11 protein-coding genes and 1 pseudogene are annotated in these 16925 nt (G+C 42.4%); 4 read left to right on the top strand and 8 right to left on the bottom strand.

From position 1 onward, the window contains the following. Positions 1 to 123: 123 nt before the first annotated feature. A complete protein-coding gene (gene udp / locus CXF80_RS16510; RefSeq protein WP_101034022.1) occupies positions 124 to 882 on the bottom strand; it encodes a uridine phosphorylase in 759 nt (252 codons plus the stop codon). 733 nt (positions 883 to 1615) lie between these two features. After that, entirely contained in the window at positions 1616 to 2791 is a 1176-nt protein-coding gene (locus CXF80_RS16505; RefSeq protein WP_101034021.1) for a type III PLP-dependent enzyme, read from the bottom strand. Between the two features lie 358 nt (positions 2792 to 3149). Here CXF80_RS16505 and CXF80_RS16500 point away from each other — a divergent pair, with 358 nt between their 5' ends. Continuing rightward, entirely contained in the window at positions 3150 to 3983 is an 834-nt protein-coding gene (locus tag CXF80_RS16500) for a mechanosensitive ion channel family protein (protein ID WP_101034020.1), read from the top strand. A 407-nt stretch (positions 3984 to 4390) separates the two neighbouring features. Here the strand turns inward: CXF80_RS16500 and CXF80_RS16495 are convergent, their stop codons facing one another. After that, entirely contained in the window at positions 4391 to 5365 is a 975-nt protein-coding gene (locus CXF80_RS16495) for a nucleoside hydrolase (protein ID WP_101034019.1), read from the bottom strand. 273 nt (positions 5366 to 5638) lie between these two features. On the opposite strand from CXF80_RS16495, the pseudogene CXF80_RS20185 reads away from it, so the two are divergent. Beyond that, positions 5639 to 5782 (top strand): annotated as a pseudogene (locus tag CXF80_RS20185) (helix-turn-helix transcriptional regulator); the annotation flags it as partial. Positions 5783 to 5825: 43 nt separating this feature from the next. Here CXF80_RS20185 and CXF80_RS16490 read toward each other — a convergent pair. Next, positions 5826 to 6704 carry a radical SAM protein gene (locus CXF80_RS16490; protein WP_101034018.1) on the bottom strand — a complete coding sequence of 293 codons (879 nt, stop codon included), beginning with the start codon at positions 6702 to 6704 and terminating at the stop codon, positions 5826 to 5828. Between the two features lie 156 nt (positions 6705 to 6860). Between CXF80_RS16490 and CXF80_RS16485 the strand changes: the two genes are divergently transcribed. Further along, entirely contained in the window at positions 6861 to 7109 is a 249-nt protein-coding gene (locus CXF80_RS16485) for a hypothetical protein (RefSeq protein WP_101034017.1), read from the top strand. Between the two features lie 82 nt (positions 7110 to 7191). Here CXF80_RS16485 and CXF80_RS16480 read toward each other — a convergent pair whose 3' ends face one another. Both CXF80_RS16480 and CXF80_RS16475 read right to left on the bottom strand, forming a co-directional pair. Further along, the gene (locus tag CXF80_RS16480) at positions 7192 to 7851 is read right to left on the bottom strand and encodes a thiopurine S-methyltransferase (protein WP_101034016.1); all 660 of its coding nucleotides are present in this window, start codon (positions 7849 to 7851) and stop codon (positions 7192 to 7194) included. 98 nt (positions 7852 to 7949) lie between these two features. Next, complete coding sequence (locus CXF80_RS16475) at positions 7950 to 8297, bottom strand: hypothetical protein (RefSeq protein ID WP_101034015.1); 348 nt, start codon at positions 8295 to 8297, stop codon at positions 7950 to 7952. A gap of 298 nt (positions 8298 to 8595) precedes the next feature. On the opposite strand from CXF80_RS16475, the gene CXF80_RS16470 reads away from it, so the two are divergent. Continuing rightward, positions 8596 to 10440, top strand: a complete 1845-nt coding sequence (locus CXF80_RS16470) for a serine/threonine protein kinase (protein WP_101034014.1) — start codon at positions 8596 to 8598, stop codon at positions 10438 to 10440. A 114-nt stretch (positions 10441 to 10554) separates the two neighbouring features. Here CXF80_RS16470 and CXF80_RS16465 read toward each other — a convergent pair whose 3' ends face one another. Then, on the bottom strand, positions 10555 to 12951 hold the full coding sequence (locus CXF80_RS16465; RefSeq protein WP_101034013.1) for a zinc-dependent metalloprotease: 2397 nt from the start codon (positions 12949 to 12951) through the stop codon (positions 10555 to 10557). A gap of 41 nt (positions 12952 to 12992) precedes the next feature. After that, entirely contained in the window at positions 12993 to 16703 is a 3711-nt protein-coding gene (locus CXF80_RS16460; RefSeq protein WP_101034012.1) for a response regulator, read from the bottom strand. Between the last annotated feature and the right edge of the window lie 222 nt (positions 16704 to 16925).

Raw genomic sequence — 16925 nt, 5'->3', positions numbered from 1 at the left:
GCGCGACAATTGATAAAAATAAGCTAACAAAAAAGGTGCCTAGGCACCTTTTTTAATGGTTATTTTTTAACGCTAACAGTTTTAACACATCGCTTGTTATAACGCGTGGTTAAAAGCGTTAACTTAAGCTAGCAATTTTTTCGCTGCTGCTACAACAATAGACACTGCACTAACTTCGGTCTTCTTCATTGTCGCTTCATCAGGAATTTCTTGCTCTGTGCGGTTTACGATAACACCCGCAACACAGGCTGCACGCCAACCTTGAGTCGCACACATGGTAAATAGTGTGGCTGATTCCATTTCATAGTTCAGCACACCCATTGATTGCCATTCTTTCATTGAACCAACAAAACGCTGAGTAATACGACCAGACACAGTATCGTAACGCTCTTGGCCAGGATAGAAGGTGTCAGAAGATGCAGTAATACCTACGTGTGGCTCCACGCCAGCATCACGACATGCTGCAACCATTGCAGTAGTACAATCAAAGTTAGCTGCTGCAGGGAATTCTAGCGGTGCAAAATGCAGACTAGCACCATCTAAACGCACTGATGCTTGAGTCACAATCACATCACCCACATGCACATTTGGTTGAATAGAACCCGTGGTACCGACGCGCAAGAAAGTTGTCACACCCAATTGAGCCAATTCTTCAACCGCAATAGACGTTGATGGTCCGCCTATACCTGTTGAACAAACAACCACAGCTTTGCCATCAATATAAGCTAAATAGCTGGTATATTCACGATGACTTGCTAAGAACGTTGCGTTGTCCATTAATTCGGCAATACGCTTAACTCGTTCTGGATCACCAGGAACGATTGCTAAGGTAGCACCATCTAACATTTTTTTAGTTAATCCTAAATGAAATACATCGGACATTGTGAAAACCCCTTTCAGTTTTGAATATTAAATTCTTATAACCCAGACTGTAACCTAGTATTTAGGGGGATAAGGTTAACTTGATCACATATATATTCATAATAGTTAATATTCTTTCGTTAAATTATTACTAATATATGTCCAAATCCCGCCAAATTCATAAATAACACATTGGTTTCATCATAGTTGAAGGCCGACAAAAACAACAAATTATTTATCTAATACGAAAACCATTAACGTGATTTACATCAAGTTAACCTCACAAAAATGGTTTCAGGCTGAAGGTAAGCATAATCACTGAGCATAAAGTTAATCAGTATTCGATTCAACAAACAGGTCTCATTTTTTAAAATGTATTGATTCACAACTAGAACTCATTCCTACTGAAATAGCATGCCGTAAATGCACTATTGATCGGTTCAATATGAGGTCGCAATCCTCTAACTAACGTTAAGAAGTCACTTATGTTTGCAAAGTTGCGAGATTTGATGAGCACGTTACTGAACGAGAGACACACAGTAGCAGTGATACAGAAACCGAGTTAAAACTAAAGAAAATTGATGGGAACTGATGGAAATTGAAGCAAACTGACAGGTTACATCTTAAATAACAAATAGTTGAGATTTTAAAGCACCATCAACAATAAAGCTAAGTTTAGCCACAAATAGAAATAAAGGACGCTAGCGCGCCCTTTGAGCCTGTCAATAATGTTGTCGTCAAACTAATCCATTAGTTAAAGGTAATAGTCTTTGAGAGGTGGAAAACCATTAAAACATACTGCTGAATATGTTGTAGTGTAAGCACCCGCAGTTAACCAATACATGCGGTCACCAATAGCAAGATCAACAGGTAAGCCGTAACTGTACTGCTCATACATAATATCGGCGCTGTCACAAGTTGGCCCTGCAATCACACACTTATCTAACTCACCTTTACGATCAGTATAAATTGGAAACTTAATCGCTTCATCCATGGTTTCAATTAAACCAGAGAACTTACCCACATCAGTAAATACCCAGCGCTCTAATGCCGTGTGCGACTTACGTGAAATCAACACCACTTCTGATATGAGTACACCGGCATTTGAAATCAATGAACGACCAGGTTCTAGAATAATTTCGGGTAATTCATCACCAAAATCTTCTTCTAAGAAATGCTTAATCTGCTGTGCATAAACACCTAACTCATTGGTTTTATCAATATAGTTTGCAGGAAAACCACCGCCTAAATTGATCATCTTTAGCACGATACCGTGTTCTTCTTTTAAACGGTCGTAAATGCTTTTCACTTTGCCGATGGCTGAGTCCCACGCACCGATATCACGTTGTTGCGAACCTACATGGAAAGAAATGCCATGGGGTTGTAAGCCTAACTCTTTTGCCAATACCAATAAGTCGTAAGCCATTTCATTCTGGCAACCAAACTTACGTGACAAAGGCCAATCTGCCGTGTGTGTGCCTTCGGTTAAAATACGCAAGTACACTTTTGAACCTGGAGCTTCTTCTGCAATCATGCGTAAATCGGCTTCAGAATCTGAAGCAAACATGCGTACGCCTTGCTGATAGAAAGATCGCACATCGACACGTTTTTTAATGGTGTTGCCGTAGCTAACACGATCAGTCGAAACGCCAATCGAGGTCACCATTTCAAGCTCGTAAATGGATGCGATATCAAAATTTGCGCCTTTATCGCGCAACAAGGTTAAAATCTCTTTGGCCGGATTTGCCTTAACCGCATAATAAATAGTGGCGAAAGGAAAATTGTTAACCATATCATCAAATTGTTTCGCAACGATTTGGGTGTCAATAACTACAAATGGCGTTGGCTTATCTTTGGCAAATGCCTCAATGCGGTCAAACGTGTCCTTGTCATAATAATCTGCAACATCAATCGATTGAAATTGGCTCATTAGGCCGGTGCCTCCTGTTAGTTGGGCGGTAAAAGTGTCATTAAGCGTCGGTGTAAACATGCGCAGTAAACGATATTTTCAACTAATACGCAACGAATTTTTATGCAAAAAGTGTACTTTTTTATTCTTGAAGGAATATCAATAATATTCAACACATCACCCGCTTAATGACCCCGGTTATTGAGTTGTTTCTCCGCTTGAAAAGTATAGACATTACCGAAAAAAATGCGCGATAAATGACAGAAAATACTTTCACTTTAATGACACTTAACTGTAGGCTAAGATTTAGCCCTAAGTGTGAAAAGTGGTTATCATCCAAGTTGATAACGACTCAATACGTTTCAATAAGGAACATAGAATGAACGAACCCAGTTTAGATCAAGAGCTCCAACAACTTCAAAATGTTTATAGTGTCATCACTGAGTTTGTTATTGAATACAGCTTTCAAATCGCTGGGGCGATTATAATTTTCTTATTGGGACTTTGGGTTGCAAACAAAGCTGCCAATGTTGTCGCCGCGCAACTGAAAAAACACCATATTGATATCACCCTAAGTAACTTTGCCTCCAACTTGGTCAAAATCATTATTATTGTGATGGTCGCCGTGATCTGTTTAGGTAAACTGGGGATTAGCGTAACACCAATGGTGGCTGCGATTGGTGCTGCTTCACTGGGTGCGGGCTTGGCATTGCAAGGTATGCTTTCTAATTATGCCGCCGGCATTACCATTATTGTCACCCGCCCTTTTGTGGTAGGAAATACGATTGAAATTAAAGATGTCAGCGGCGTTGTAGAAATCATTAAATTGGGCCAAACCATTTTAAGCAATGAAGAAGGTGAGCAGATCAGCATCCCGAACAAACATATTGTCGGGGAGATTTTACATAATTCATTCGCTTACAAACTGGTTGAAAACAAGTTTAATATTGATTACCAAGCTGATGCCGATCATGTGATCCAATTAATTAACCATGTACTTGCCACTGCTCCTGCTATTTATAAAGACAAAAAACCGTTGGTCGGTATCAATGGGTTTAATCCTATTGGCATGGAGGTTGGCGTGCGTTATTGGGTGCCAACAAAAAGCTACTATGAACAAAAGTACCAAACTAATTTAGCCATCATTAAAGCGTTAACAGCAGCCAATATCACTATCCCTTGCCCAGTAAAGGAAATTCATTTACAGCACTAGTATTTACCGCACTAGGATTTATAGCACTAACAGTGAAGGCCACTATAGCTACCTCCCATGGTGACCAGCACAAATAACCAAGCCACTTCAACATGCTCGTTTCAGAGCTCCCATAGGATAATGGAACAAGGCAGTGATTGAAGATAAGAGAGCGTCGCTTCGCGACTGATAGGTTCTAGGAACTCGCAAGCTCGCCAGAAGGCGGTGCTTCGCCCCTTCTAGGTGCTAGGTTTTAGGCACCTAGGATCTAGAAGCGTAGCGTCCTCGAAGACCGCAGGTCGTCCTAGCAGCCGCAGGCGCTCTATTCCTAAAATCTAGCATACCTAAGGTCGCTCTAGCAGCTGTAGGCAGCCTCGTTATTATCTGAATTCGGGTTACGATTCATATAGGTTAATCAGCCAGATGGATTATTTCAAACTTGTTGCATAATCGATAATACTGCGACGGTATAATTCCAATAATGCGATATTGTTGACCGCGACACCGACCTTTTGTGGTGCCTTATCCATCCATTCATCGTGTGGATAAACACGGCTATCCAACTTCTGAATGGTCATCCCTTCGGCAACACCATCGGTAACGACCCGTATTGGTCCTTCTCTTAGGGTGAACAGCTCGGGATTGATCACATAGGCAATAGCCGATGGATCATGCACATGGCAAGCCTCTAGACCCACTTTTTTACTATAAAACCTCAAGTAGAACCGGCTAATGTCCCAGATAAACTGCCCTACTTCACCAGCATCATCGCGCAATTGATCAAGATACTCACGGGTGAAGAAGCTTTGCTCGGTCACATCTAAACCAATCACTACCACAGGCCAAGAGGCAGTGAACACGATATCCGCAGCATGGGGATCATCATGAATATTTGCTTCGGCAAACGGAGTCACATTACCGTGGTGATTATTCTCACCAAAGGCGCCGCCCATAATAACGACCTCTTTAACTAAATCAACAATGCTGGGATCGGCTTGAAGTGCTAGTGCAAGGTTAGTTAACGGACCGATGGCCACCAAGGTAATTTCTCCTGGTTCTGCCTTAATGGTATCGATAATGTATTGATAGGCAGGACGAGGGTCTGCTTGGCCCTCAATATTTTCAGGTACTTTTACATCACCCAAACCACCTTCACCATGAACCACCACAGTTGGACCTACCGGAGGTCGAATAATGGGCTGACTCGCACCAGTAACGACATCGGCTTGTAATTGATATTTCTGCTTAATATATAGCGCGTTACGGGTCGCGTTTTCGATGGTTGCATTACCATAAACCGTGGTGATGGCCTTAAGTTCAATATCTGGATGTGCTTGGGCAAACAAAATAGCAAATACATCATCAATACCGGGATCTGTGTCTAATATAATTTTAGTTTTCATGGGGAGCACTGTCCTGCTTTATTTAGTGAATCGATACACTATAAGGTGTTACTGAATATCCTGCGATGATACTCACAGGCCCTTCAATGCATATCAACAAGATATTCGAAGATGATTAGCGACTGCAACAAACAAACTGTTACAGGGTCCTGAGACTCATTAAAGCCCTTGGCACTATACAAAAATAGTGCCGTAAGAAGTGTGATTACTCGTCAAACTTTTACCTGTAAGTGAACTTAATGGTTCACTACAGGTGTGCAACTGGCTATGACAAATGCGATCGAAACAGGTAAGTTTGATCCTAGTTTGCCATTAGCCTTTAAAGCAGCGCGATTGTTTAAGTTACCCATTGAAAATATTTTTGAAGACGAGCAATCGTCAAGGCTGTCACTAAGCGGAAAAACACTGGCCAGTTAATTCACCTATTCGATTAAACTGGCTAATATTATTGTAAACGCCGCTACAAGCCCCGTTGCCATTCTTGTCGCAACGGGATCATTCCGTGTAATGCCTGCTCGATTTGGGTGACTAATGCAGACTTATCTTTACCTAAAATACCTTTAAGCACTAGGTAGTTCGAGGCGTGATCAGAACGAAAAATCGTTTTATCCAGCTTAAGGTGACTTAATAAGGTGTGCATCTCTGACAGCAAACCGCTTTGATCTGGCAATATAAACTGACCATCAAACACCTCATCCATTCGCTCTGTTCCCAGCGGTAATGTCACCACCAGTGTCGATAAATAGTCGGGTTGAGCAGCATTCATTAATTCAGCCGATGCAATCGCGTGTTGACGAGATAATGGCACCCCACCTAAGCCCATTAAAATCATTACTGATGATTTGATGCCTGCTTGGTTAATTTTCTGCAGCGCAGCTATGGATGAGGCAAACGTTTCGCCTTTATTAATTCGTTTTAACACTTCGTCATCACCACTTTCACAGCCAATATACAAAATGGATAAGCCCATTTCCCGTAATTCGGATAATTGCTCGACCGTTTTATTATTAAGGTTTCGCGGTAAACAATAGCTGCTAATCCGGGTCACTCGAGGTAAATGAGTATTAATGAGTTCGCAAATGGCTTTTAAACGATTAAACGGTAACGTCATCGCATCACCGTCAGCAAAAAAGACCCGACTAAATGGATAACCAGATGCGGCTGCCGTAAGTATATCCAGTTCAATTCTATCGAGCTTTTGTGCTCGAAACTGTTTTTGAGGTTGGGTATACATGTCGCAAAAACTACACTGATTCCAGCTGCAACCATTGGTGACCTGTAAAATTAATGACTTCCCCTCTGAAGGTGGGCGAAATACTGGTTCAATGTAATTAAGCATCTGAATATCCATATTGATGTGAATGTGAGCTCGCCTTAACATAACTCGGAGTTTTTATACTAAAACTGTTCAAAAAACTATCATTCAAAAGTTTTATCGTTATAGTAATACAGTCAACAATTAATAAACAATTTAAAAGACTTAGGTGAAAGGATTATGACTCAAGTTGCATATCAAATTAATGATCGACGTAACAAGGATGTACTGAATCACGACGAGCATTGGGATTTAACCACCGCGGATCAAAAACTCGCACTTTACGACTTACATCGCTATGGCTACCGATTATTATTTGTGCGTCATATGCCCAGAGGACCTGTGGCTGTCATTTGCCAGCAAGATGATATTGCTGCTATTTATGCTGACGGTGAAGTCGATTTACGGCCCCAAATAATCCTTAGATAATCTCACTAGACGCTGCTTAAAACCCTCATCAGCGTTATATTAAAACCTACAGAGCTTATCGGTAGGTTTTTTTAGGTCGATGTTATGGCTTTCGAGTCAATTTATACACAGCTTCATTAAGCCAAGGAACCTGTTTATTAACAAACCTCGGATTATCGGCCAACACGTCCACGCACTCCAGTAATTCAATATTGAAATAAGGCCTTAAATAGGTTTCAACCCAACTTGGACTGACTGCAAATGGTGGCCCTTTTAGGCTATCTTGTGGGTAATCAAGGGTAATGAGTAATCCACTGACATTGGCAGGAATAAGCGCAGCGAGTGCTTTAACATATTGTTGACGCATTGCTTCTGGCCACGCAATCAGCGCAGCGCGATCATAAAAACCATTAATAGATGCTGTTACACTTGTGGGCAACGTAAAAATATCACCTTGATATAAGGTCACTTGATCTGTAGAGAATACCGCGTGATCATCGGTATGGGTAACTTGATAAGCAAGATCATTATCTGTAAAAAATTGTTCAACCGCTAAGGTATTTAATTCACACCCCAGCACCCCATGACGTTTCTCGGCCAAATAAAACATATCCAACGATTTGCCACATAAAGGAACAAATACCTTACTATTTTCAGTTAAGCCTATACGCGGCCAATATTTTACTAAAAAAGGGTTCACTTGGTATTGATGAAAACCGATTTGTTGTAATTGCCATTTTTCATGCCAAAAGCTGGGTTCCATGATGCTATTCTTCAGTCAAGTTGCTAATGAGATACTGGCTACTTTAAAGACTAAAAAAACCGGATGCAACCTCCAGTGATGATTTGGCATTCAGCTGACTAGGCTTTACCGCCTAGGGTCATTTGCACTTGTTTTAACCAACGACAGTTTTCACATTGACACTTTCGGCGCGACATATGATGTGGACTTAAATTAGAGTCAATATAATCAACCGCTATTAATATTTGCTGCGTTAATTGCTCAATCGACTTCAACTCAAGTGCGACCATTTCATCATTATGATTAATCCACAAACACTCTTCACCCTGATGACAGGTAATGCATTGCTCATCACTATCATTAAAAAACACCGCATGGGGGCAGTGAGTCACTTCCATTGATTGTAAAATTCGCTGCCGTGGGAACTTAAACAGCTGAATAAGCTCAGCTTTATTGATATTATTCATAATAACCTCTCGCCATAAGCGTTAATTAACTCTTGCTGTAATAGTACCGAGTGTAGATCCATTTTGATTTGATATAGGTCAAGGTTTACTTATCGGTTTTTTTTAGCTAGGAAGCTGCCATTGGTAAATAAAAAGCGTTGATTGGTGAAAATACTGTGGTGGTTTTTAGATAAACAGGTGGCTTTATTTAAATAGACCGCGCTGGTGTTTGAATAAAATGGCTTGTTTTAAATAAGAAGCACTTGCCGCAGTAAGGCTAATCAAGGTTTAATGAACTAACCGTCAACGGAGGTTTACTTTGCAAACACCGCAACTCCAACATTTTTATATCAATGAAGAACAGTCTATCTACCTGCTAAGCGCCAATGACGCTCGCAAGCATAAGGCTTGGATCCGCCTGTGTAAGCAACAGTTGAGTAAGCTGGGATATCAGCACATTGAGTTTATTGGTAAGGGTGCCTATGGTTTTGTTTTTGCGGGGATCAATGAGTTTGGCCAGTCACACGTGTTTAAATTCTCAAGGGTAAATTTACCTCAAAGTGTCCAAGATAGGCTAGAAGAAGAAGCCTATATGCTTAGCCAAGTAAAACATCCAAACGTACCCGAAGCGATTAAATTTGAACGCGTCGGTAAGCAGGGTATTTTAGTGATGGAGCGGGCTAAAGGCGAAGACCTCGACAAAATTTGCCAGCGATTAGGGGCTTTGCCACCGATAATGATCGTCAGTATTGCAAGGCAATTGGCGAATATTTTATATTATCTGCGTAAGGGTAAACCGTTAGTTCATGGCGATATTAAGCCGTCTAACTTAGTTTATGACATTGAAACCGACAAATTATCATTAATCGATTGGGGCTCTGCGGTCTTTGCTCAGCGAGATGAACACAACCGCGCGGTTGATGACAATGTCATGTCATTACTATCAAGCGATCAACAGCATACTAATGCGCGCATGGGGGATGTGTATTTTATTGGTGACGAACAACTTAGTGGCGCGTTATCAACCCCTAGATTTGACGAGCAAGGCGCTGCAGCAACCTTGTATGCACTCGCATCAGGACAAATTAGCCGTTTCGGCAAAAAAGTCATTCCCGCCACCAGCATTGGACTGCCCATCGAACTGGCAAAAACACTTGATGCAATGCTCAGTGATGATGTTGAACGCCGTAATCTGGCGGGTGATTATTTTCTCAAAAGTCTGCGCCACAGCCATAGAATGCATTTACCGATATTATCAACCCCTCCGTTAGCACCAGATATTCCGGTGTGGGCTCAACCGCGATCAAAAACAGTTGAAACAGTGAGTTACAGTTCGCGGAAATCGTTTTTAAAAGAGCACAATACCCAAGATCCTATTGCCAAAATGGATGATGTGCAATTAGATAAATATTATCGTAATTTTATGGCGGGTATGGCTGATACCGAAAAAGGCTTTATTGCCGCTGTGGGTCGTCTGGCACAATATCCTATTGTCGGTGGACTGGTGATACATTGGCAAAAATCCGGCGTGTATATCGACTCAAATTTAGCGATTTACGATCCCGATACGAAAGCGCCGTTAATATTGGCGGTTAATAATATGGTGACGATGGCGCGGGGAATTAAACGAATTGGGGTGTTTAAAGCTTGCTTCTTTAATGCCAAAGACACCTTACACCTTGAGCGAAAAAGTACTGAGCATCAATATAAAATAACCGGTGAACTGCAAATGCCTTTTGAAGTCGGCGATGTGCCCACCTTAGAAGACAAATCTCGCCTTCACTCGTACTTTGAAGACGGTAAAGATCCGGAAGAAAACTTGGAACTACCAGCAGAAATTATGACCGAGCTAGGGTGGTTAAATCAAATCCATCACACCGGTTGTATTATTTTTGAAGCGTTACCTAATCATTTAAAAATTCACAGTTATTTACGTTTATTAAATCCACGTAAACAAGCTTCATTTCGAGCTAGTTTAGATCGCATTATTGCTCAGGCGAATAAAATTCAAGGTCATGGCATTTCGGGGTTTATGAAACTGCCCTACAAAAATACCCGCCAATTTAGCCATATCGAGCGTAAAGCAGATGATTTCTATCCTAAAAATCCTAAAGTCATCACTCACGAACCTATTTTGCTCAATACAAAAGTGTCACACTCTTAAAACACAAACTAGGTTATTGCTGTGATACACAGAAATACGCGACCTCTATAGGTCGCGTAATATCAGTGCTTAAATTAGCAACACTTAAATCAGCAGCGCTTAAGTTAGTAGTGCTTAAATTGGCGAACCTGGTGGCATGTCCACAGGCTTGGCAATTAATCGGTAGGTCGAATCCGTCATTCCTTTGGTAATACCTTGGAACAGCCAATCATAATGCGCCGATTGATAATCACTACCACGATTACTGCGCCGTTTAAGCTGCTTGACAATATAGTCGACTCTGGCGGCCAACTGCGCTTTTACTTCCGGGGCGGTTTTAGGATTGTGGTAAGCCGCTAATAGACTGTCAATAACCACTGCATTCACCCGCATTTGTATTGCTAAGCCTTGGCCACTCGGTAAATCTTGGTATAAACTCATGCCAACAAGCTTATCGATTAATTGAACCACCGACAGCTGCTGACTATCGCCCATATAGGCCTGACTGACTCGATTTAAACGCTCAGGCGTTAATAGTTGCGACACAATATGGCGACTCATCACTTCTGCCATGGCCACCGGATCGGTGATAACACCTAAGTTTGATCCGAAACTTTCGCGTGTTTTTTGATAATTACCCGCTTTAGGCACCAATGCTTGTAACACATTATTGGGTACCAATAAGCTTGAGTTTTGTAAACTCGCCAGTAATGAATCGAGTGCAGCAAGTTGCATTTTGGGGCGAATATAATTCCAACGAACACCAGCACCGACCTGTTGATAGCTGTAATCAGCACCGCCAATCCACTTTGCGGCGGCTTCTATTTGGTAACGAGTGAGCAAGTAAAGAGGCACAAATACATCCGCTAATTCGCCATTAGGCTCACCCGCTAATAAAGCATCTGAATTAAAATCGTCAATGACTTTACGGCGCACCGCCTCTAACCGCAGTAGCTCCGCGACAGCATCGTTACCACGATCCCATAAGCTGGCATACGCATTGCTGGCGTTTGCGCTGCGGGAATCTGCTTCGCCAATATAACGAAAACCTTTACTCAAGGTCGAGGTTAACAACGCATCAGCCTGTGAAGGGTCACCATAACCATAGGCTATGGTGTATTTGTCCCACTCGCCAATCCCTTCACTGTATGGCGCTGAGATATCTATTTTATCGCCTTGAATACTCACATAGGGGTGCGGATAATCCATCACAGAAGCATTATCGTTTGTTGATGCGGCAAAATTATGATCAAGGCCTAATGTATGGCCAACTTCATGGGCAGCTAGCTGACGAATACGCGCAAGTGATAATGCCATTGCCGCATTATCCGCGGCGTGTCGATCTGGCCAGCCTGCGGTAAGCCCGCGCGCAATGAGATGGTCTTGACGAACTCTTAAGCTGCCGAGCGTGACATTACCTTTAATGATCTCACCGGTACGAGGATCGGTAACAACTGCGCCATATGACCAGCCTCTCGTGGCACGGTGCACCCATTGGATCATGTTATAGCGCATATCTTGAGGGTCTGCGCCTTCGGGGAGTAATTCAACCTTAAAGCCATCAATAAAGCCGGCATTTGTAAAGGCTGTTTCCCACCAGCGGGCACCCTCGAGTAATGCACTTCGAATAGGCTCTGGAACGCCTGGGTCGAGGTAATACACAATAGGGGTCACCACCTTACTGGACGCGTCTCCTGGGGTCACTTTTTCTAATCTGTGACGCAGTAAATAACGTTGCGTCAGCGGTTGATCGATGGCGGTTGAATAGTCAAGATATTCATCGGACCAATAACCGCTCATGGGATGATAACGGCGAGGCTGGTAGCCAACATCAGGGAGTTGCACAAATGAATAACGCACCCGCACCGATAACAATTTACCGTCTGGAGTAACTTGCGCCACTTGTTTGCCCGCTTTGTTGGCCTTAAAGGTTAAATTAACATCAATATCGGCATTACGTTCAAACGACTTAATCCCTTGGGGTAAAATCACTGAGCGGCTGCTGTCTAAGCTGTACTCACCTTGTTTGGTTGCCGCTAATACATCAGACACCCCATGTAAATCATGGATCACTAAGTCATTAATTGCGACTATCGCCGTTTTACCTTGCACTAATTTACCCCGCCATAAAATCGACTCGGCAAAAGCTTGTGTTACGGCTTGACGTTCGGCAACGTTATCACTGGAGGCGCGAAAATGGGTATTAAGCTGCTTTAACACGACATAGGGGCCATGTTGCTCAAACTGTACCATCCGAGTTTGGCCTAGCTGGCCACGGTCTAAGCCAATATCGTTTGAACCGACGCCATGGGGTAAGCTTGTGATCAATAGAAAGGGTTGATTAAGCTTATCCGCTTGCAGGTACAACTCTGCAGATTTGGCGTCATAAAACAGATTAATAAAGCCTTTTGCCGCTTCAGCACTCTTAATGATTTTTCGAGCGGCATCGCTGGCCGCTATCGCACTGTGAGAAAGTAACGTTACTGGTGTAATAGCCAGCAACAATGCCAATGAAATACTGCGGCGGATCATAATTAATTTCCCTGTCGTTAATACCCTATCGTCGAAAAATACTAATCGTCTTTATGATTATTTTTATAATTAATCCAATGAGATAAAGTTTCAAATAATTCGCTAAGCACTATCGGCTTAGTAATGTGTGCATTCATACCTGCGGCTAAACTTTTTTCTTTATCACCCGACATGGCATGTGCTGTCATGGCGATGATGGGCATCTGTTCTTTGTTGTAACGTTTGCGTAATTCAGCAGTAGCGGTTAATCCATCCATGATCGGCATTTGAATATCCATTAACACCGCATCAAACGGCTGAGAGTCAATCATATCTAATGCGACTTGACCATTATCAGCAATCACCACTTCATAACCGGCACTTTTGAGTAATTCAGATGCCACTTGTTGGTTGATCACGTTATCTTCGACCAACAGGATCAAACCCGATGCCTTAGTAGGTTCAGCTTCAATAATCACCGGCATGGAATTAAGCTTAGGCTCTTTGGCAAAGGCGTTAATAATCTCATCAAATAATGCCGACGCTTTAAACGGCTTTTGTAACACCGCATAAACCGACTTTGTTTGCAGCTCATGGTCTAATGGCTCTGCGGCATAAGCGGTCATTAACATAATGATCGGCCGTTTTGCTAAGCTACCATCTTCGACCATTTTATCAATCGCCGTGATAACCTCGCTGCCGTTCATTTCTGGCATCATCCAGTCTAACAACAATAAATCGACCGGTTTTTTACGCAACATATCCAGTGCTTTTGGGCCACTGTTAGCTGAGTTCACCCCAAAACTAAAATCTTTCATCAATGCTGAATATATTTGTAATGCGCTTGGGTTATCGTCAACCACCAGTGTAGTGAGATTATTTAATTGTTCTGGAACCACAAGTGGTTCGACGACTTGTTCCTCGGCAATTTCAAAACTAATCGTAAAACTGAACTTACTGCCCGTGCCCATTTCAGACTCAACTTGCATAGTGCCGCCCATCATGGACACCAAATGTTTACTAATCGACAAACCTAAGCCTGTACCGCCGTATTTACGCGTGGTTGAGCCATCGGCTTGCGAAAAGGCATCAAACAGCATTGCTTGATGATCTTTATTAATACCAATACCGGTATCACGCACCCAGAACTTCAGCGTAATACGGTCGTCACGCTCACCCACGTCTTCACAACCCAGCTCAACCTCACCCGTTTGGGTAAATTTAACCGCATTGGACAATAAATTGACTAAAACTTGGCCTAAACGCAGCGGATCACCGTTTAAAATTAATCCCGCCGTTACCGGTGCATATAGCAAGAGTTCAACGCCTTTCTCTTGGGCTTTAATGGCATTAATATCAATCACATGATCAAGCACTTTATCCAGTGGAAAAGCGACTCTTTCTAACTCTAATTTGCCAGCCTCGATTTTAGAAAAATCTAAAATATCATTAATAATTCGCAGTAACGATTGGGCCGAAAACCCTGCTTTATTAAGGTAATCTTGCTGCTGCACGGTTAAACTTGTGCGCTGCGCCAACTGCAACATCCCAATGATGGCATTCATTGGAGTACGAATTTCATGACTCATATTGGCCAAAAACTCACTCTTATACATGTTGGCTAATTCGGCTTCTTGTTTTGCTTCAAGCAAGGCAACTTCATTACTCTTCTGGCGAGTAATATCTTTATGAGTACCTAACATGCGCTTGCTGCAACCGTCCTCAGAAAACTCAACCGCACGACCACGAGATAACACCCAGTAATACAGGTCATTTTTACCGCGCATTCTAAATTCAATTTCATAAGTGCCAACCGGATCGCGGACATACTGAGCGCGGTATTCTTGCACTCGATCACGATCATCTGGGTGATACAATTCGTCAATGGATGCCAGTAATGGTGGAAATTCGTTGGCTTGATAACCCAACATCGAATAAAAGGCCGGATTACAAATGATTTGTTCGGAATCAACATACCAATCCCACAAACCATCTTCTACCGCATCCATAGCAAGATGATAACGCTGCTCAGACAAACGCAATTGCTCAGCAGCATCGTATTCACGAGTAATATCGCGCCAAACTGAAATCAAGCCTAATAGTTCGCCACGGCGATTATAAAATGGCAGTTTAAAGGTATCGAGTAATACCGCTTTGCCTTCAATATTGACCCGTTCTTGGTAACGTAATGAATGTTGCTGACTCAGTACTTTCTTGTCTTCTTCACCAATGCGCAAGCCTTTCTCTGGGCTCACCACTTCTGATGACGTTAAGCCAATAATCTCATTTTCGCTGTAGCCCAGCATTCGTTCAGCTGACTTATTACAGCCTAAATATTTGCCTTCTTTGTCTTTAAACACAATCGCTTCAGGGATCGAATCAATGAGTGATCGCAATAACGCAAATTCACGTTCGCGTCGTTCGGTGGTTTCGCGTAAACGCTGAGTTCGCCGCGCCACTAGGTTGTCCAGACGTTTATTTTGTTCAGCTAAGTGGAGAGTATACTGGCGGTTCTCTTCAAAAATACGGCTCACTAATGCAAACCACGGCTCCCAACCACGGGTTATTTTTTCAGGCGGTCTGATCGGTGTTTGTGAGCATGCTTCTAAGTGTGTTAACAACCGAGAAGCAGGGCTGACGAATGCACGGCGAGTCTGCCAATGCACTATGGTCACTAACAGTGATAAGGCCAGCACCACGAACAGAAAACTCAGTTGCAGTTTGTCCCACGAGTCTTTAAATAAATCATCTTCATCTTGTAAATACAGTAATCGCCAAGGCGCGTTATGCAGTGCCACACTATGAATGTAATAACCGTTTCGCAAAATGCCTTCGTGGGCATCAAATAGCTCAGATTCAGATAATGAATGTAACTCAGCCGGAATACGCTGACTAATGTGGTAAACCTTGTTCATTTCACTGGAGTCGAAATCACTGTGAGATAAAATATTATTTTGCTGGTCAAGCAAAATAACTGTGCCAGGCATTTTAAAATAGGTGCGAATTTGCTTATCTAGCGACGATAAGGTCATGTCGAGGTTAATTGAACCGATAAACTCATCAGCTAGATACACTGGCAACCCAAGCGTGGTAATTAAACCTTGATGAGCCGAATCAATATATGCCTCGCTCCAAAAGACACTCCGTTGTGGGTTCATTGAAGGCGTTGATAGTTGAAATTGTTTCTTATTGAGCAGTTCGTCTCTAAAGCGTAAGTCATTACTTTCCCATGGATAAAATGACATCATTCGACGCTTAGAAATATAATAAATCGATGAGGCTTTAGGGGCGGCTTCTTTGGCGACAGGGAAGGATAATGATAGCTCAAATAGCATTTCAAGCTCTTGATAAAAGCTCTCACTGCGATTATCTAACGACCCAGCGCCAGTAATACGCCCCATATTAGTAAACGGCACGCCGCTGTTGGCATAATTGGGTTCTAAGGTAAAATACTGACCATCTTCGTTAAATTTTTCATATTGAGGTAATCGCTCTTTACGCACAAATTCACCCAAGCGTAAATGATCCACCGCCACATCACGCAAACTTTTCACCGCTCGAATACTCGACTCAAGCAATAAATCGATTTGCATAACATGACGAGCAACTTGTTCTTCTCTTTGTTGAATTTGCTGCTCTTTTTGACGTTCAAACATAATGCCTGCCGTCAATAAGGCCATCACAATCACGCCGATATAGGTGTAAAACACCGCTCGGTTATAATTACGTTGAATAGGAGATTTTAATTGTAAGTCTGGCTCAGTCGGTTTCATTAACCACCCTTGATACAGCGTAAAGGAAGACTCGCTGTCGAACGAATAACACCAAATAATCGGCAATAAAAAACGAATGATTATGATATCAGGAAGATAAGCTCAAGCACATGTATTAATGGCTCCTTAGGCACTTGTCCAACCTGCAGGTGATACCAATCACATTAATTATCTGAACAATTCAGAGCCACTCAAGCTTTCAGTTTAAGGTGAATTAATCCA

Origin of the sequence: Shewanella sp. Actino-trap-3 (assembly GCF_002836275.1) — a bacterium.
GTDB lineage: Bacteria > Pseudomonadota > Gammaproteobacteria > Enterobacterales > Shewanellaceae > Shewanella > Shewanella psychromarinicola.
Note: the sequence above shows the minus strand (reverse complement) of the source record. Positions and strands in the feature narration are given on the sequence as shown.